Here is an 18,055-nt window from a genome sequence, read left to right as displayed (position 1 = left end):
ACAACGCTCTCCATCGGCCGGCGGCCGTCCTGTTGCGAAGGGCACGGGCACGCCCGCCTCCCGATCTCCACCTCGGACATTACGATATCGATATGCTGTTCCTGTTTTCTTTTTCCGTCATCCGTTTTTTTCAGACCGTCAGAAGCGAGAAAGAAATGCCCTTCGCTACCTCGCGCATTTGCGCCTCGACATAAGGCCCGAATGACCGCCAGACTTCGACATGAAAGGAGTGTGCGTCCGTCCGCCAGATCATCGCACCTGCCTTGTCCAGCAATGTGCGCGTCACCATCCCGACCGGAAAGGACGACAGGGCGAAATCCAGCGGACACAGACCGGCCAGGATATCAGCAGCCCGCGCACCTTCCAGCAGAAAGCCGACATTCCGGTCGCTGACCTCCACCAGACTGTGCGGCACCGGAGCCAGGGCCGCGTCCAGCCCCGCGCGTCCCTCCAACGTAGGCAGGATCAGCAATTCGAACGGCCCCAGCCGCAGCGCCGAGCCGCCTACACCAGACGCCACGCGCAGCATCGGTGGCGGGGCGTCCAACCCCAGCGACGCGGCGGCGGCATCCAGCGCCGCCGGGCGGCCCTGCACCACCAGCCGGACCATTGGGGGAAGGCCGGCAAGCGCGCAGCCTTCGGCGATCTCAACCATTCAGGCGCGCTCCCTCGGGATCGTAGAACACAGGATCAACCAGCATGACCTTGACCGCCGGGCCATCCAGGCTCGGCGCATACAGGCTGGTGCCCATCCGGCCACGGCCCCCCTTCACCATCGCAATCGCAATGGAGCGGTCGAGCGCCGGGCTGAAATAGGACGAGGTCACATGCCCCTCCGCCGACATCGGCATCGGGCTATCGGCGGCAGGAACAAGCTGCATGCCTTCTTCCAGCACCAATCGTGGATCATCGGTCAGCACGCCCACCATCTGCAACCGGTCCGGCGCATTCAGGGCCGGCAGAGCGAGGGCCCGCTTGCCGATAAAATCCGGCTTGACCTTGCTGACCGCCCAGCTACAGCCGACATCGCCGGGGGTCATGGTGCCGTCGGTTTCCTGCCCGACGATCAGGTACCCCTTCTCGGCGCGCAGCACATGCATCGCCTCGGTACCATAGGGCGTCAGGCCGAATGCGGCACCGGCCTGCCAGACCCGGTCCCAGACCGCCTGCGCCTGACTGGACGGGACGTTGATCTCGTAACCCAGCTCGCCCGTGAAGCTGACGCGGAACAGCCGCATCGGCACGCCGCCAATCGTGCCCTCGCGCAGCGCCATGTGCGGCATCGCGCCGGCCGAAATATCCAGCCCGTCCACCAGCGGCGCCAGAATGTCGCGCGCGCGCGGCCCCTGCAGCGCGATCACCGCCCATTGCTCGGTGATCGAGGTCAGCCATACATCCAGATCGGGCCACTCGGTCTGGAGGTAATCCTCCATCATGTTCAGCACGCCCGCCGCCCCGCCGGTGGTGGTGGTGACATGGAACCGGTCGGCGGCAATCCGCCCGACCACCCCGTCATCATAGACAAAGCCGCTATCCCGACACACCAACCCGTATCGGCATTTGCCGACGCCCAGCTTCGTCCACGCATTGACGTAGAAGCGGTTCATGAATTCCGCCGCGTCCGGCCCCGCCACCTCGATCTTGCCCAGGGTCGAGGCATCGAAGATCCCGGCCACCGCGCGCACCGCGCGGCATTCGCGCGCCACCGCCATCGCCATGTCCTCGCCCGCGCGGGGAAAATAGCGCGCGCGGCGCCACAGCCCGACATCTTCGAACACCGCCCCCTGCGCGCGCGCCCATGCATCCATCGGCGGCAGACGCAGCGGATCGAACTGGTCGCCGCGCGCATGACCGGCAAAGGCGCCGAACGTCACCGGCGTATAAGGCGGCCGATAGGTCGTCAGCCCGATCTCCTCCGGCCTGCGCCCCAGCACGTTGGAGACAATGGCCAGCGCGTTGACGTTGGAGCCCTTGCCCTGGTCGGTCGCCATGCCGGTGGTGGTGTAGCGCTTGACGTGCTCGATGGAGCGGAAACCTTCCCGCACCGCGAGCTTCACATCCTTGGCCGTGACGTCGTTCTGGAAATCAACAAAGGCCAGCGCCAGATGGCCGGGGCCACGGCGCGGCAACACGCCCGCGAAGCCCCCCGTTCCCGGTGCATCCTGGCGCGTCACCGTCCACACCGGCCCGGTCTCGCCACCCGCCGCCGCCAGCCCGGCCGCAACCCCATCGCGCAGCACGTCGTCCAGAGCGAAGACACCCCGGCAAGACCCGGCCGACCGCACGCGCTCGATCGATTCGCCGGGAAGATAGACACCCAGTGCATCGTCGAAACGCAGGGCCCCGCGTGCCTGGCTATGCAGATGCAGGCTGGGCGTGAAGCCCCCCGACATCAGCACCAGATCACACGAGACCGTCCGTCCCTTCCCGACCGTGCCATCCGCCCCGACCGGTGCCAGTTCGGCTCCCGTCACCCGCAGATGGCCATGGGCACGCTGAATGGTAGTGGCCGGCAGAACCTCGATTCCCCGAGCCCGCGCCGCCTCGACCAGCGGGCCGCCCGGCGCGGGGCGCAGATCGGCGATCGCCGCGACTTTCATCCCGGCCTCGGCTAGATCCAGCGCAACGCGATAGGCGGCATCGTCCGCCGTCACCACTATGGCCTTGCGGCCGCAGGCCACGCCGTAGCGATGCAGATAGGTCCGCGCGGCGCTGGCCAGCATGATGCCGGGTCGATCGTTGCCCTCGAATACCAGCACCCGTTCAAGCGCGCCCGCCGCCAGCACCACCTCGCGCGCCCGCACCTGCCAAATCCGCTCGCGCGGCATATCGGTCGGCGGCATCGCGAGATGGTCGGTCAGGCGCTGGTTCAGCGCCACCATGTTGTGCGGGCCGTAATTGAAGGCCGAACAACGGGTCAGCAGTTGCACATTCGGCAGCCGCTGCAGTTCGGCGACAATGCGCACCACCCACTCCCCACAGGGCAGGCCATCGATGAGGCTGTACGTATCGGTCAGCAGGCTACCGCCGCATTCGGCGTTCTCATCGCACAGGATGACCCGCGCCCCCGCCTGCCCCGCCGCCAGCGCCGCCGCAAGGCCAGCCGGGCCACCGCCCGCCACCAGTACGTCACAATGGGCGTAATGCAGCGCATAATGGTCGGGATCCGGCGCGGTGGGCGCGCGGCCCAGCCCGGCGGCACGGCGGATCAGCGGTTCGTAAACCTTGTCCCAGAATCCGCGCGGCCACATGAAGGTCTTGTAGTAGAACCCGGCCGGCAGCAGCGGCGCCGCCAGCGTGTTCAACGCCCCGATATCGAAGCGCAGGCTGGGCGCGCGATTCTGGCTGACCGCAACCATCCCGCCATAGATCTCGACCTGGGTCGCGCGCAGATTGGGCGTGTACCGCCCCCCCTCGCCAACGCCGATCAGCGCGTTCGGCTCGTCCGACCCGGCGGAAACCGGGCCGCGCGGCCGGTGATATTTGAAGGATCTCCCCATCAGATGCCGGCCCTCTGCCAGCAGGGCGGAAGCCACTGTATCGCCAGCATACCCCCTGACCATCTGCCCGTCGAAGCGGAAGACGACAGGCCGCGTGGTATCGATGCAACCGCGACCGGCCAGCCGGAAAGCGCCGCTCATACCGCGCCTCCCATATCGGGCCGAGGCGTCCCGATTTCATAAAAGGCGTGGAACTGGTCGGTCCGCGTATCGCGCAGCGCGTTGAAGAAGCGGCCACACCCATGAGAATGGCGCCAGCGCTCGGCCAGAACACCCTTGGTATTGTCGCGCAGATACAGGAACGCGGACCATTCCACCTCGGACACATCGGCGGCGGGGCGAGCGATATGCGCCTCCCCCCCATAGGCGAATTCGATTTCGGCCCGGGGACCGCAATAGGGACAGTCGATCAGAAGCATGACAGTCTCCGCCGCTTCAGTGCGCGACCGCCGCCGCAGCGGCTTCGTCGATAAGGGTGCCGTCGCGAAAACGCTCGATGGTGAAAGGCGCGTTGATCGGGTGCGGCTCGTCGCGTGCGATCGTCCAGGCGAACAGGTTCGCCGCCCCGGGCGTCGCCTTGAAACCGCCGGTGCCCCAGCCGCAATTCACATACAGGCCGGGCACCGACGTCTTCGCCGTAATGGGCGAGCGGTCGGGCGTGTTGTCGGTGATCCCGCCCCATGACCGCAGCATCCGCAGCCGGCGGAAATCCGGCACCAGTTCGCAGATCGCCTCCAGCGTGTGGGCCGGAATGTGCAGGCCCCCGCGCTGGGTGTACGACACATAGGAATCGGTGCCGGCACCGATCACCATCTCGCCCTTGTCGGACTGGCTGATATAGGCGTGAATGGTGTTGGACATCACCACGCAGGGAAAGGCCGGCTTCACCGGTTCAGACACCAGCGCCTGCAACGGATTGACCTGCAAGGGTAGGCGGATGCCGGCCATCGCCAGCACTACCGAACTATGGCCCGCCGCCGACACGCCGAGCTTGCCCGCACGGATCGGTCCCCGCGTCGTCTGCACGCCCGTCACCTTGCCCGACGGGTCGCGGTCGATGCCCGTGACCTCGCAATTCTCGATGATGTCGACGCCCAGGTCGCTGGCCGCCCGCGCGAACCCCCAGGCCACCGCATCATGCCTCGCGGTACCGGCGCGGCGTTGCAGCGCAGCCCCCAGGACGGGATAGCGGATGTTGGGCGAGATGTTCAGCGGCGGACAGAACGCCTTGGTCTCTTCCGGCGTCAGCCATTCATTATCGATGCCGTTCAACCGGTTGGCATAGACATGACGCTTGAAGACCTGCACGTCATGAACCGTATGCGCCACCATCAGGCAGCCGCGCTGGCTGAACATGACATTGTAGTTCAGCTCTTCCGAGAGACCTTCCCACAATTTCAGCGCATGTTCGTAATAGGACGAACTCTGCTCGAACAGGTAATTCGACCGGATGATGGTGGTATTGCGCGCGGTATTGCCGCCCGCCAGCCATCCGCGTTCGACCACCGCAATGTTACGCAGCCCATGCTGCTTGGCCAGGTAATAGGCCGCGCCCAGCCCATGGCCACCGCCGCCGACGATGATGATGTCATAGCTCGGCTTCGGCGCGACCGAACGCCACTGAGGTCGCCACCCCAGATGACGTCCCACTGCCTGACGGGCCAGGGAAAACGCGGAAAATTTCTGCATGGCGATCTGACTTCACCTCCGCACCGACACGCGCGATCGTGGGCGATGATGGAAGCCGCACCCGGCAAAATCTTTTACAAAAATGACACGCCACTTGCATGTTCGCGACATCATGGCGATGCGTGGATCACCCCGTCAGAGGCCGCGACAGACGACGTGTAGCTTGTTGCCCTCCGGATCGCGAACATAGGCGCCAAAATAATCGGGGCCATAATTGGGGCGCAGTCCCGGCGCACCCTCGTCGCTACCGCCATGAGCCATAGCGGCCTCCCAGGCAGCGCGCACCGAATCATGGCTGTCCGCCACCAGCGCGCACATCCCTCCATTGCCCGGGGCCGCCGGCCGGCCATCGAACGGGCGGGTGAGGTATAGCTTCGGTCCCACCTCATCCTTGCCCCAGCCGGCAAAGCCACCGTCCTCGTCGGTCCAGATCCGGGTAATGCCCAGCGGGGCCAGAAATGCGTCATAGAACGGGATCGCGCGGGCAACGTCGTCAACACCGATGGTTACATGGCTGAACATCAATCAAGCTCCCGTTGCCAATGGTCAGGTCTCCACGGGCACATCCTCAAGATCGACGCACCAACCTGCCTGCGAGGCGGTGAAGATCTGCCGGCGCGGCCGTATACCAGGGTCATCGTCCAGCGTGCCGGCCGGAACGATCATCAGCTGCCCGTTTCGCGTAGCGTGCGGAACCGACGTGCCACAGGCACGACAGATCGCCGTGGCAAAGCTGCTGGCCGTCGGCAGGTCCCAGCGCATGATCCCATCCGGGTCGCCGGAGATCCAGACCATATCCTTCGGATGGGCAATCAGGTTGGCGGCGAAAGCCGACCCCGTCGTCTTGCGGCAGCGGCCGCAATGACACAGCACGAAATCCAACGGCGCACCGTCGAGACGATAGACGACCGCGCCGCACAGACAGCTTCCGGTCAGGGGGCGGCCAGCGTCCACGCTCCCGTCAGCGGATGACGACATGAATGTCGGTCGTCCAGGACCGTCCCAGCGGCGTTACGACCAATATGGAGAAGCGATCCTTTCCCAGCGCGCCGGGGGCGGGATGATAGATAGCCCGCACACCATGCTGAGGCCGCAGATTGCAGGTCCGCCGCTGACTGCCGACCGCATAGTTGGGATAATACGCGCCCGGTTCGATCGTCACCGTGCCATGTGTCGGCGCCTCCTGCACCCGCACCGTGATTTGGCCCCCGACCGAGCAGTCGGGATTCAGCATGAACCATGTATTGATTATGCCGGGCTGGCCAGCAGCCACCGCGAAGTCCCGGACGAAATGGGCATCGGCCGCCGGGCCCGCCAAGACATCGGACCTGGCAACGATCCCATCGGCACGCCGCTCGACACAACCGGCGAGCATAAGGGATGCAGCGAACAGAAGAGGAATGGCGGCTCTCATCGGCAACGCTCTCCACCGGGCACGTCCAGGGTGCCAGATTCCCTCCCTGCCGTCAGCCATTCTCGGCCGCATTTCACGGATCATGAGGGCGATTTTAGAATCGCCTCCCCACACCATCAGCGTCGGCGGGTCACCTCATACAGCGCGACCGCCGCGGCATTCGAGACATTCAGGCTTTCCATATCGCCCGACATAGCCAGTCCAGCGATCTCGTCGCAATGCTCGCGGGTCAGGCGCCGCAACCCGTCTCCCTCGGCCCCAAGGACCAGAGCGGCGCGTCGCTGTCCGAACGTTCCTCCATCCAGCACGCCCCCGCCGGCATCCAGTCCCACGACCCAGAAATTCCGCTCCTTCAGTAGATCCAAGGTACGGGCCAGATTCACCACGCGCACCAGCGGCACGACATCCAGCGCGCCCGAGGCGGCCTTGGCCAAGGCCCCGGTCTCGTCGGGTGCATTGCGATCCATCATCACGACGGCGGCGGCGCCAAACGCAGCGGCGGAACGCAGGATCGCCCCGACATTGCGCGGATCGGTCACCTGGTCCAGCAACAGCAGCGGACCAGGCCGCTCCACAGCATCCTCGATCGCCAGGGGCGGCAGGATATCGGTCAGAATCGCGATGCCCTGATGCACGGCATCACGACCGCACAACGCCTCGAACCGTGCCCGATCGGCCCGCTGGGGCTGCATCGGCAGGGAGGCGTCCAACCGCTGGCGCAACACGGCCTCGCCCTCTTCGGTCGTCAGAATCTGGCGGATTCGCCGCTCCGGATTGGCCAGGGCCGCCAGCGCCGGGTGCAGCCCATACAGCCAGTAGGTTCCGCGCGGCGTGGTCCCGCCACTGCGCCGGGGCGAGCGGAAAGACTCCCGACCGGCGGTTTCCGCCCGGTTATCGGTCGAATGAGAAGCGATTCTGGCGTCCGGACGACGCGGGGGACGGGTGCGCATTTCCTCGATATAGGACGAACCGTCCCGCCCGTCACGACATGCCGTAAGAGAACGTACGACAAGACCATTGACACGTCCGGCCGATGGCCTTAACCACCCTTTCCAACACGGAAGGGTGCCCGAGTGGCTAAAGGGGGCGGACTGTAAATCCGCTGGCGTGCGCCTACGTTGGTTCGAATCCAACCCCTTCCACCATTCTTTCAAGAAAAGATGGTAAACAGAATTGTCACAATAAATGCAGAAGAACGCCATCTTCCTCTGCAATAACCAGACAATCTGCCACAGAGCCAAGCCGGGCAGCGCCTTTAAGTCACGCTCCCGCTTACTCGACACAAGCGCACAGCCACTTGGCGGCTTGAAGCATCGCACACCAGAAATGCATACTGACATCGCTCCTTGCCTTTCCACAGGCCACACTTCATCCCGGCCGGGAGAAAATAGGCCGTCGGGCCATGGTCCGGCTTGACAGAAACCTTCATTCCCAGCATTTTTATTGCGCGGTATTAAAAACATGTGATTACGGTTTCCGAATTACAACGTCCGTTGCATTCAATGCCTCCGGAGACCCCATGACTTGCAGAAACGCAAGACAGTTACATACTTTACGAGAACTCGTTGCGAACAGATCGCAAAAATCTGCGCCGAATTGTCTGTTTAAATCCAGTTAATTGCCCGCATTCTCGATTTGGGCCAACGTCATGTCATCGACACGAATCCGAAAGCCGATCAGGTTAAGATGCTGATACCTCGCCTGTCATTCGGGAAGCTTGTGCATGTTTCGTCAATTCTGATGACTCTGCTGCTGGCGATGAACATGCACGCCCTCGCCGGCCACCTGAAAGGCGACGCCATAGAGGCCGATGACCCGCCCACGCAGGACACAGTCCCGCAGCCACGCCAGAGCAGATCCGCAGAAAACACAGACCCCAATCCAAACGCCGAGAGGAATGCCACCGAAGGGTGGATCTCCGCCCTCCCCTCCGATGACCGCGATGCGGGGACGCGCCCCGCAACCGCGCAGGCAACCATCGCCCGTCGCGCCGAAGCATGCGCGGACGGCGATTGCCCCGATGTGGCGAAGGCAGCGGTGGCGACAGTAACGCCTAAACAGGGCGCCGATCCCGAAGTCGACAGGGTGGAAACGGATCTGGTCCAGAATATCCTGGCGAGACAGTCGACCTTCGAGAATGAACAGAAAAACTTGGAAGAGCAGAAACACATCCTCGACGCCGCCCAGGCGGCACTCAACGAAAAGATGCGGAGCCTGGATAGCTCGATAGCCGCGCTGGCCGAACGGCAGGCCGCGCATCGCGAAACGATGTCGGCCGAGACAGACAGGCTGGTACGGATCTATGAGGAAATGCCTCCCAAGGAGGCCGCCGCAGTCTTCAACATCATGGACATCCACGTCCTCGTTTCCGTGGCCAACAAGATGGCCCCCCGCAAGATATCGGCCATCATGGGGTACATGATGCCCGAGCGGGTCAATATCGTTTCGCAATACATGGCGGGGGTCAGGACATTCCGCCCCCTTCGCACATCCTTCGACGGCACGACCGGACAGCCCGTGGATTCGGGGACATTGACCTGGTGGTCCAAATCCAAAGCCGACCAGAAGCAATCCGAATCCGACCAGGACGCACTGAAATTGTCGCGCCAGTGACCGCTTCCTGCGCGACTAGGCGTATCCCTAACGGCTCATCCAGATTGGAAATAATCATAGCTGAAGCCCAGAATGCATTACTTTCAAGAATTTCGCGAAAGGGGTTGTCTTCCTTGCGAATGTTTTGCACGGGAAAAATGACGCCGCCAGTTGTGAAGGCGCACGTGCACGGGCATATTCCGCGTCATTCATCCATGCTGTATTCTGGATCGGCCAGGCGCCACGCGACCGGAACGCAGTGTTACTGAAGAGCAGGAACTAGCAGTCATGACAATCAAGCGCGGGGCGATGGTTCTGATGACCGCACTTCTCGCGGGCTGCTCCGCCGACACCGTCACCCAGCATCTCGCGGGCCGTGAGTGCAATGCCGGCTATATTCAGGAAGGCGAGGATTGGTGCGCACCGCCGGCAAGACCACCCGTTCCACAGCCATACTGTACGCAAAGCTGGAATGGCGTAGATTGCTGGGGCCGTCCGGAACAAATGCCAAATGTCGCGCGGCAGGTAGCCCAAGGACCCACCGGCCTGACTCAAGACCAGAATGCAGACCGACTGAACATGGATGTCAAACAGGCCCCGCCGACCAACGACTATCTTCCCTGACACAGTGAAACAGAACCTAAGTTTCGGAACACGCGCCCCCGCGCGACAGGCGCCCCATCTGCCTGTCGTCTCATGATGAAATCTGGTTTTTGGGCATTTTCGTCATGAATTGGCGTTTCTCCCTTCCTGAGAAGACCGGCTGCGCTATGATGGCGACACAGTACTTCCGGATCGCCTTGATGCGCCTGACAGCGCGATGGCAATGCGAACTGCAGAGATTTCGAATGATCAAACTCCCTGGGAATTGCGTGAAGTCCCGGTCCAGCGCTGTATCAACGTAGCGGTTTCCTTATGCAGAATTTATTGGCCGGCCTTAAGGGGCTGGGGCGTACACGATTGATGGTGATGGGGGCTGCCGCTGCAGTCCTCCTTGCGGCAATCGGTATCTTTGCCTCCCGGAGCAGCGGCCAGTCGATGGCCCTTCTTTATGGTGGCGTCGACCTCAATGAAGCCGCCCATATGGTCGACGACCTGACCAAAGCCCATATCGCCACCAGAACGAGCAACGACGGCACAAGCATCTATGTGCCGCAGGATCAGGTTGCCAATGCGCGACTGCTGCTCGCCAAGGACGGCCTGCCGAGCGGCGGAAGCATCGGATACGAACTGTTCGACAAGAGCGCGACTCTCACCAGTACGCAGTTCGAACAGACGATCAACGAAACTCGGGCCATGGAAGGCGAACTTGAACGATCCATTCGTCTCCTCCAGGGGGTGCGCAACGTTCGGGTCCACCTCGTCCTTCCTCACCGCGACCTGTTCTCGACCCAGACCAGCCCGTCCCAGGCAAGCGTGGTGCTCGATATTGGCCGCGCGGCCCGTATCGCGCCGGACGGTATCCAAGCCATCCAGAACCTGGTGGCGGCGGCCGTCCCCGGCCTGCGTCCGCAGAATATCTCGATCGTCGACACCCGCGGCGACGTCCTGGCCAAGCCTGGCGATCCGGACAGCACGGATGGGCAGGAAGCGTCACTCGACAAATTCCGCCACGCAGAAGAACAGCGCCTTGCACAGGCCGCCGAAGAGATCCTGGTGCCCACACTGGGCAGCGGCCACGTCCGCGCGCGGGCGGCCGTCACCATCAATACCGACGAAATTCGCGAAACAGAGGAAAGCTACGACCCCAATCAGCAGGTCCTGAGATCGCAGCAGACGACATCAGACAAGAGCGTCAATACCGAAGCGACGCCGAACACCTCAGTCGCGAACAACCTGCCTAATGTCAATGCGAACCAGAACAACCGCACCGGATCCAACGATGACCGCGAGGAAGAGACCGACAATTACGAGATCGGCAAGCGGGTCCGAATCATAAACCAGACTCGACCAAGAGTCTCCAAGATCAGCCTAGCCGTTCTGGTGGATGGCACATACACCAGGGACAAGAACGGCAACGATATCTGGAAGCCGCTGGACACCGCCGAGGTCGACAGGCTGACAGCCTTGGTCAGGACGGCTGTCGGCTACGACAAGAGCCGTGGCGACGAAGTCAGTGTCGTTTCCATGCGCTTCATGTCGGACCAGGAAGGCGGCTTCGCGGCGGACAATTCCAGCCTGTTCAGCCGCGATAACATGCTTTACGTGGCCGAATGGGTTGTTCCCATCCTCCTGGCGGTCGGCGCCATCTTCCTGGCGGTCCGGCCCATGCTACGACGCGGCAAGGACCTGCCGGCGCTTCTCGCGACGACGCACTTAGAATCTTTGCCGGGCGGGCCGCCGGCCGCCGCTGCCGGCCTTCCGGGTCAGGGCGCACCTGCCTTGGCCGCCGCCAAGGGCGATGAAGACGAGACTATCTCCATTGCAGGGATCGAAGGCAAACTGCGGATGGCCGCGCTGACGAGAGTGTCAGACCGTATAGAGCAGAGCCCCCGCGAGACCCTCTTCATTATCCGCAACTGGCTGTCGGCTCCCGACATCAAGAAAGGACGCGACCGTGAGTGAAACCGCGATGGAAGCCACGTCGGGACTCATGGCGCACCCACCCCTTGTACCCCGTCTGTCCGGCAAGCAGAAAGCCGCAGTCCTTATGCTGGCCATCGGACGCGACAAGGCAGCGAATCTGCTGAAACTGCTGCATGAAGATGAAATCCGCGACATTTCCATTGCGATGGCCAGCCTCGGTATCGTGACGGCTGAAACGGTCGAGAGTGTCTGCCAGGAGTTCACGAAGAACTTCGAATCGCCGGACGGACTGGTGGGTACGTATGAAACCACCGAGGAATTCCTGCGCCGGGCCTTACCCCCCGACCAGGTCGAAAAGATCATGGACGAAATCCGTGGTCCCGCTGGCCGGACGATGTGGGACAAGCTGGGCAACGTGCAGGAAACCGTACTAGCCAACTACTTGCGCAGCGAATACCCGCAGACTGCCGCGGTCATCCTGACCCGTCTGCAGCCAGCACATGCCGCCCGCGTCCTGACATTACTGCCGGACGATTACGCCACCGATGTCATGATGCGGATCCTGCATATGGAGACGGTGCAGCGCGAAGTTCTGGACAGCGTCGAAGCCACGCTGCGTTCCGAATTCATCTCGACCCTCGGCCGGCCGGCCCGGCGGGATAGCTACGAATTGCTAGCCGAAGTCTTCAACAATTTCGACCGCAAGACCGAGACCCGCCTGATGGAGGCGATGGACAAGCGCAATCACGACGATATGGAGAAAGTGAAGGCGCTAATGTTCACCTTCGAAGACATCAAGCGGCTGCCGCGCGACTCGCTCATGCGGATCATCAACGAAATCGACCGCGAGAAATTGCCGCTGGCCCTGAAGGGCGCCTCCGACACCATCCGGAAGCTCTTCCTGCAATGCATGTCCAAACGTGCCGGTAGCATCCTCCTCGAAGAGATCGCGTCGCTAGGCCCCGTTCGCGTCAAAGATGTCGAAACGGCACAGGGCGAAATCGTCGGCATGATCAAGAACCTGGCCAACGCCGGTGAAATCGACCTGACCGAAACCGCCGGCAATGACGAGATCATTCCGTGACCTCTCCACTTTCCTCCGGCTGGTCGGATGTGCCTGACATGGCGAGAGCAGATGCCCGCCCCAAGGCCGCGTGGGCGGCCGACAGTAGGCGCGCGCCCCGTCCATTGATCGACCTGGAGGATTTTGGCGCGGCCCCGGGACTCGACGCGGACCGCATCGCGGCAACCGAAATCCCTGCCGCCGAACCCACACCCGACCCCAACCTTGTCACGATGCATTGCGACGACCTCGCGTCCCTGCGCGAAGCAGCGTTCCGCGAAGGCCTCGAGCAAGGTGCGAAGGAGAGGGAAGAGGCGCTGCGCAGCGAATTCGTATCCCATCTGTCATCTCTCGCCGCGGCGTTCGAAACCGAGAACGTCCGGCGGCATCAGGTCGTCGAGGACGCTACCCGAGCCTTCGTCTCTGCCGTGGTGGAGATCGTCGGGGGCCTGCTGGCTCTGGACGGCACGATGCTTGTCGGGCTGGAACGCGACCTAGTCGCGGACGCGGCGTGCTTCGCCAGGGAATGCGAAGGCGATGTCACAATCCGCTGCCGGGAGGCCGATGCGCATTCTCTGGGACCGGTCGCCGGGACAGACGGGCGCATTCGTATAGAAACCGTACCCGATACCGGACCCGCCGCCATCAGTATCGTTTCGGCGGCGAATAACATTGTCATCGATCCGCAACAGTGGCGAAAATCAATTGCGGAAAAAATTATCACCGCTGTCACGGCACTGGCCGGACAGCGTGCAGATCAGCCAACACCAAAGGCTTAGACTAGGCGGAGAGAAACATGAACTCGGATAGCGGACATATCGGACTGGAGGATTTCTCCACCAGCGCGTCGGCGGCGTCTCCGGCCGCCAGCGCACCGGAACAGGGCGACAAGGACGCGACAACCGTCGGCGCCAGCCAGATGGAGGCCGTCTACGACATCCCGGTCCGAATCACGGCCGTCATCGGCACGGCAACGATGCCGGTCAGCCAGTTACTGCGGCTGGGTCGCGGCGCGGTCGTGGAACTGAACAAGAAACTGGGCGAAGCGGTGGACATCTATGCGAACAACCGGCTGATCGCGCGCGGTGAAGTCGTGGTCGTCGATGATAACCATATCGGCGTGACGATGACGGAAATCCTTTCCTCGTCTCCGGCCACGCAGGGCTGAAAGGGGCGGAATATGTCTGGGACAGGCCTTCTTACCACGTCCCAGACGGGATCACCGGCGTATGGTATCGGGTCGTTCCCATGGCTCGCCTATCTTGCGTCGTTCGCGATCGTCATCGCACTAATTCTCCTCAGCCGCCACGGCCTGAAATATCTGGAGCCCTATCTGCTGAAAGGGCGCCAGACCCGCACTCTGGCGATCGTCGAAAGCCTGGCCGTCGATCAGCGTCGCCGGCTCAGCATCATACGATACAACAGGAAAACGGGACTGATTCTGACCGGTGGCGGAAACGACCTGTTCCTGGGATGGGTGGACGAGCAGGGCGCCCTCCCTCCGCCCGTCCTGCCATCGGCCGCCCAGCCTTCGGATATCCATGCCGGCTGATAGCGCGCCAGCTCGAAGCGCGGGAGCCTGCGCGGTCACCGGCGGGCCGCCATGGGAATGTCTTATGAAACCGTGCCGAATGTCCCAGAATACGGATTCGGAGCTTCATCGCAATCGAGATGAACAGGGGAGCATGACGCGTTGACAGTCCGACTGCTCACGAGCCGTCCTACCGGTTCCGGGGCCATCATCACCGGCATTCTGGCCTTCGCGACGCTAGCTGTCATTCCGGATCTGGCCCACGCGCAGGCTCTGACCCTCGATCTCGGCAAGGGGCTCGGGGACACGGGCACGACGAGTCGCCTCATTCAGTTAACAGCGCTCATCACCGTGCTGTCCCTCGCCCCCAGCCTGCTGGTGATGGTCACCGCGTTCACACGCATCATCATTGTCCTGTCGCTCCTGCGTGGCGCCATTGGCGCGCAGGGAACACCGCCGAACACGGTGATCATCGGACTCGCGATGTTCCTCACCTTCTTTGTCATGCAGCCGGTCCTTGAACAGTCCTGGACCCACGGCATCGTCCCCATGATGGAAGGACAAGTCAGCGAGATCGATGGTCTGAAGGCGGCGGCCGAACCCTTTCGCACCTTCATGCTTGCCAATGCCCGACCGGCCGACATCGCGACCTTCCAGCATCTGGCCAATCTACCGACGCCGAAGACGGCGGCCGAAACACCCTGGCGGGTCATCATGCCGGCTTTCATGATCGGTGAACTCAGCCGCGGCTTCGAAATGGGTTTCCTGCTTTATCTTCCATTTCTCGTCATTGATATCGTCACGGCAAGCGTGCTGATGAGCCTGGGCATGATGATGCTGCCCCCGGCGACCATCTCGCTGCCGTTCAAGCTCATCTTCTTCGTCATGGTCGATGGCTGGCAGATGGTGGCGGGCGGCCTGGTCCGAAGCTTCGGCGGATGAACGAATCATGACGGCCCCGACATGGCGGGGCCGCATGAATGAACGCGTTCCCGCATCATCCGATTGTTCAGCAGGCGGAAAAAGATAGCAACCGCGACTGGTAGCCGGAACCCGAAGCCGGTAGAAGCGGCACCCCACTCACGATAAGATTTAACGACTTATTAATTGATTTACGTCATGCCCGATATCAACACCTGAAGGGTAAAAGAGGCCTTCTCCCTGGCCCTTCCCTCGGGAAATGCCCCGTTCCGGCGGCAGCAGACAAAGCGGGAATGGCCAACAGGCAATGCAGGCGTTCGAAGTTGGCGAGCAATCTCATGCAAGGACCACGTCCTGCCGTCCGGCTCCAGGCGGGCCGGCCGGGAAAGCCCGCCACGATCCTGCCTCGTGCGCCACAGACCGACATTCAAATAAAAACATCTCTTTACAAGCGCCCCCAAGGGCCTTGGAGAACAAGCACCAGCCCATTATCCTCGCGCAGGGCAGGAGGACGCCGTGAAAAACCATCGGAATCCGGCGTGCCATCGAAGCGAGACCGTATACGCGCGTAGCTCCACATGACGGCGCCCCGCCAGGTGTGTAAGGAAAGTTAGATCAGCATGTTGAATTGGCTGTATCGGGACGCACCGTTCCGGAGCAAGATCAGAACCGTGATGCTGGGTCTGGAAGCCTATCTGTTGCTTCAGATCGTTATAGAAGCCCTCGGATATTTCATCCATGAGCCGATCCAGCACATGTTCTTCGTGAACATGTGCGCCCTCGCCTTTGGCGCGGTCGTCGTCCAACTGATCTGGTTCATGCTGACGCGCGTAGTGACGGAGCCGCTTGAGACGCTGACCGATCTCGGCGAACGGCTTGGGCGTGGCGAAATTTCCGGCAATGTACCGTTTCTTGAAAACCAGGACGGTACCGGGCGCATGGCCCGTGTGATGGTCGAATTCGCCCGCATCGTTCAGGAGCAGAACGCGGCGCAGGCCCGCCAGGCCGCCATGGCCGCGGAAATTCAGCAATCGCTCGAACGCAGCCAGGCCCGCGACAAGCAGACCCACGAAGTGATCGACGCCCTCGGTTCCGCCCTGGCAGACATGGCGCGCGGCGATCTGCGGACCCGGATCACCTCCACGATCTTCAACAGCGAATTCGCCCCCCTGCGCGACGCGTTTAACAATTCGGCGTCGCACCTGAACGATGCACTGCGCGCCCTGGCCAGCAATTCGGAACTGATCGCGACCGGCGCCACCGAGATTTCGACCGCGTCCGACGATCTGGCGAAACGAACGGAGAAGCAGGCCGCCAATCTCGGCCAGGCCGCAGCTTCGGTCCGCACCATTACCGATGGTGTCCAGCGCACAGCCAAAGCCAGCTCCGAGGCCAACTCCGAAGCGAAACAATCCCTGGACAAGGTGAAATCGGCCACCGATATCATGACCGAGACGACGCGGGCCATGGATGGCATCAAGAAATCATCCGACGCGATCGGCGAGATCATTTCGGTTATCGACGGCATTGCCTTCCAGACCAACGTGCTGGCCCTGAACGCAGGCGTCGAGGCCGCCCGGGCCGGGGATGCCGGGCGAGGCTTCGCCGTGGTCGCGCAGGAAGTCAGGTCCCTTGCCGAAAAATCCGCCAAATCGGCCAGCGAGATCAAGCGCCTGATTTCCGTCTCGGCGGAACAGGTCGACAAGGGCGTCGACCTGGTGCAGCAGACCGGACGGTACCTGAGCGAGTTCGCCGGAAGCACGCAGAACATTTCGACGCGGGTTGAAGAGATTTCCGTCTCCACCCGCGATCAGGCCCAGCGTCTGTCCGAAGTCACCGCATCGATCGGCGACATGGATCAGGTGACTCAGCAGAACGCCGCGATGGTCGAGGAAACGACAGCCGCCAGCCATAACCTCACGGCGGAAACCAGGACGCTGACCCAGACCATCAGCCGGTTCAAGGTCGGCGACGATCATCGGGAAAGCCTGTTCGACGAAAGCGCCTTTACCATTCCCTCGGGACGGGCGCCGGCGTCCAAGCCCCCGCGGTCGGCCAATGCCAGCGTGTCAGCCACACCGCTGCTGACCACCTCATCCGATCAGGGATGGGAAGATTTCTGATGATCGCTGAAGACGAAGCGGGCCCCACGCTCTCCATCGCCCCGGTTCCATTGCCAGAACGCCTGGACACTGCGGCGGTCGAGGCGCTCAAGCATCTTGTCGCGCGGGCCGAGGCGGAGGGTTCCGCTCTGGACGCCTCAGGCGTTGCGTATATCGGCGGCCTGTGCCTTCAGGTTCTTCTGGCAAGCGGTCGCCCCCTGGTCGCGCCGTCAGAGAAAGTCAGGGAAGCGTTCGCCCTTTTCGGGGTCAGTGAATTCCTGTCAGAACCTTCCACTTCCTCCAGCGAGCTTTCAGCATGACGGAAAAAAAGATTTTGCGTGTTCTGACGATTGATGATTCCCGAACCATGCAGGGCATGCTGCGCAAGGCGCTGGAAGAAGCCGGGCACGATGTGATTCAGGGCGGGGACGGTGTGGAGGGCATCGAGGTCCTGGAAAGCGCCAGCCCCCCTCCCGACGTGATCATTACGGATATCAACATGCCGCGCATGGATGGTTTCGGCGTGATTGAGTCCGTTCGAAAGATGGCCGCGTTCAAGCATCTGCCGATTATCGTCCTGACCACGGAAAGCGATCCGGAGAAGAAGGCCAGGGCCCGGGCAGCCGGGGCGACGGGATGGATCATCAAACCGTTCAGCTCCGACAGTCTGGTTGCGGCAATCCGTCGGGTAACGGCCTGAAAAAAGCGGGGACGGCA

General features: G+C 62.5%; 19 protein-coding genes and 1 tRNA gene. 12 read left to right on the top strand and 8 right to left on the bottom strand.

The genetic code is table 11. The features are described from left to right. Positions 1–130 precede the first annotated feature (130 nt). The 8 genes from HLH35_RS04690 to rlmB all read right to left on the bottom strand — a co-directional run bounded on the left by HLH35_RS04690 (position 131) and on the right by rlmB (position 7,553). A complete protein-coding gene (locus tag HLH35_RS04690) occupies positions 131–655 on the bottom strand; it encodes a sarcosine oxidase subunit gamma (RefSeq protein WP_182978046.1) in 525 nt (174 codons plus the stop codon). Then, positions 648–3,641 (bottom strand): sarcosine oxidase subunit alpha family protein, encoded by a 2,994-nt coding sequence (locus tag HLH35_RS04685; protein WP_182978045.1) that lies wholly within the window; start codon positions 3,639–3,641, stop codon positions 648–650. Before HLH35_RS04685 ends, HLH35_RS04690 begins: the two co-directional genes overlap by 8 nt. Next, positions 3,638–3,919, bottom strand: coding sequence for a sarcosine oxidase subunit delta (locus tag HLH35_RS04680; protein ID WP_182978044.1), 282 nt, complete (start codon positions 3,917–3,919; stop codon positions 3,638–3,640). The genes HLH35_RS04685 and HLH35_RS04680 overlap by 4 nt, the downstream gene beginning before the upstream one ends. A 16-nt stretch (positions 3,920–3,935) precedes the next feature. Beyond that, a complete protein-coding gene (locus HLH35_RS04675; RefSeq protein ID WP_182978043.1) occupies positions 3,936–5,189 on the bottom strand; it encodes a sarcosine oxidase subunit beta family protein in 1,254 nt (417 codons plus the stop codon). Positions 5,190–5,324: 135 nt separating this feature from the next. Next, entirely contained in the window at positions 5,325–5,711 is a 387-nt protein-coding gene (locus HLH35_RS04670) for a VOC family protein (protein WP_182978042.1), read from the bottom strand. A 24-nt stretch (positions 5,712–5,735) separates the two neighbouring features. Beyond that, a complete protein-coding gene (locus HLH35_RS04665; RefSeq protein ID WP_182978041.1) occupies positions 5,736–6,167 on the bottom strand; it encodes a GFA family protein in 432 nt (143 codons plus the stop codon). Further along, positions 6,151–6,603, bottom strand: coding sequence for a hypothetical protein (locus tag HLH35_RS04660; protein ID WP_182978040.1), 453 nt, complete (start codon positions 6,601–6,603; stop codon positions 6,151–6,153). Before HLH35_RS04660 ends, HLH35_RS04665 begins: the two co-directional genes overlap by 17 nt. Positions 6,604–6,719: 116 nt before the next feature. Then, the gene (gene rlmB / locus HLH35_RS04655) at positions 6,720–7,553 is read right to left on the bottom strand and encodes a 23S rRNA (guanosine(2251)-2'-O)-methyltransferase RlmB (RefSeq protein WP_182978039.1); all 834 of its coding nucleotides are present in this window, start codon (positions 7,551–7,553) and stop codon (positions 6,720–6,722) included. A 109-nt stretch (positions 7,554–7,662) separates the two neighbouring features. On the opposite strand from rlmB, the gene HLH35_RS04650 reads away from it, so the two are divergent. The 12 genes from HLH35_RS04650 to HLH35_RS04595 all read left to right on the top strand — a co-directional run bounded on the left by HLH35_RS04650 (position 7,663) and on the right by HLH35_RS04595 (position 18,038). Continuing rightward, positions 7,663–7,748: transfer RNA gene (locus HLH35_RS04650), tRNA-Tyr, on the top strand. A gap of 595 nt (positions 7,749–8,343) precedes the next feature. After that, the gene (locus HLH35_RS04645; RefSeq protein WP_246384849.1) at positions 8,344–9,216 is read left to right on the top strand and encodes a MotE family protein; all 873 of its coding nucleotides are present in this window, start codon (positions 8,344–8,346) and stop codon (positions 9,214–9,216) included. Between the two features lie 267 nt (positions 9,217–9,483). Further along, positions 9,484–9,819: a hypothetical protein gene (locus HLH35_RS04640; protein WP_182978037.1), complete on the top strand. Its 336-nt coding sequence runs from the start codon at positions 9,484–9,486 to the stop codon at positions 9,817–9,819. Between the two features lie 291 nt (positions 9,820–10,110). Next, on the top strand, positions 10,111–11,760 hold the full coding sequence (gene fliF, locus HLH35_RS04635; protein ID WP_182978036.1) for a flagellar basal-body MS-ring/collar protein FliF: 1,650 nt from the start codon (positions 10,111–10,113) through the stop codon (positions 11,758–11,760). 28 nt (positions 11,761–11,788) lie between these two features. After that, positions 11,789–12,805: a flagellar motor switch protein FliG gene (gene fliG / locus HLH35_RS04630; RefSeq protein ID WP_182978226.1), complete on the top strand. Its 1,017-nt coding sequence runs from the start codon at positions 11,789–11,791 to the stop codon at positions 12,803–12,805. Further along, positions 12,802–13,563 (top strand): FliH/SctL family protein, encoded by a 762-nt coding sequence (locus HLH35_RS04625; RefSeq protein ID WP_338029293.1) that lies wholly within the window; start codon positions 12,802–12,804, stop codon positions 13,561–13,563. The genes fliG and HLH35_RS04625 overlap by 4 nt, the downstream gene beginning before the upstream one ends. Before the next feature lie 17 nt (positions 13,564–13,580). Continuing rightward, a complete protein-coding gene (gene fliN / locus HLH35_RS04620; protein ID WP_182978035.1) occupies positions 13,581–13,952 on the top strand; it encodes a flagellar motor switch protein FliN in 372 nt (123 codons plus the stop codon). A gap of 12 nt (positions 13,953–13,964) precedes the next feature. Further along, complete coding sequence (locus HLH35_RS04615) at positions 13,965–14,336, top strand: hypothetical protein (RefSeq protein WP_182978034.1); 372 nt, start codon at positions 13,965–13,967, stop codon at positions 14,334–14,336. Positions 14,337–14,522: 186 nt separating this feature from the next. Then, on the top strand, positions 14,523–15,257 hold the full coding sequence (gene fliP, locus HLH35_RS04610) for a flagellar type III secretion system pore protein FliP (protein ID WP_338029298.1): 735 nt from the start codon (positions 14,523–14,525) through the stop codon (positions 15,255–15,257). A gap of 599 nt (positions 15,258–15,856) precedes the next feature. Beyond that, positions 15,857–17,359 carry a methyl-accepting chemotaxis protein gene (locus HLH35_RS04605; RefSeq protein WP_182978033.1) on the top strand — a complete coding sequence of 501 codons (1,503 nt, stop codon included), beginning with the start codon at positions 15,857–15,859 and terminating at the stop codon, positions 17,357–17,359. After that, entirely contained in the window at positions 17,359–17,658 is a 300-nt protein-coding gene (locus HLH35_RS04600) for an STAS domain-containing protein (RefSeq protein WP_182978032.1), read from the top strand. Before HLH35_RS04605 ends, HLH35_RS04600 begins: the two co-directional genes overlap by 1 nt. Continuing rightward, a complete protein-coding gene (locus HLH35_RS04595) occupies positions 17,655–18,038 on the top strand; it encodes a response regulator (RefSeq protein ID WP_182964280.1) in 384 nt (127 codons plus the stop codon). Before HLH35_RS04600 ends, HLH35_RS04595 begins: the two co-directional genes overlap by 4 nt. The last annotated feature ends 17 nt before the right edge of the window (positions 18,039–18,055 follow it).

Source organism: Gluconacetobacter asukensis, from assembly GCF_014174375.1.
Lineage (GTDB): Bacteria > Pseudomonadota > Alphaproteobacteria > Acetobacterales > Acetobacteraceae > Gluconacetobacter > Gluconacetobacter asukensis.
This window is presented reverse-complemented; position numbering and strand designations above follow the sequence as displayed.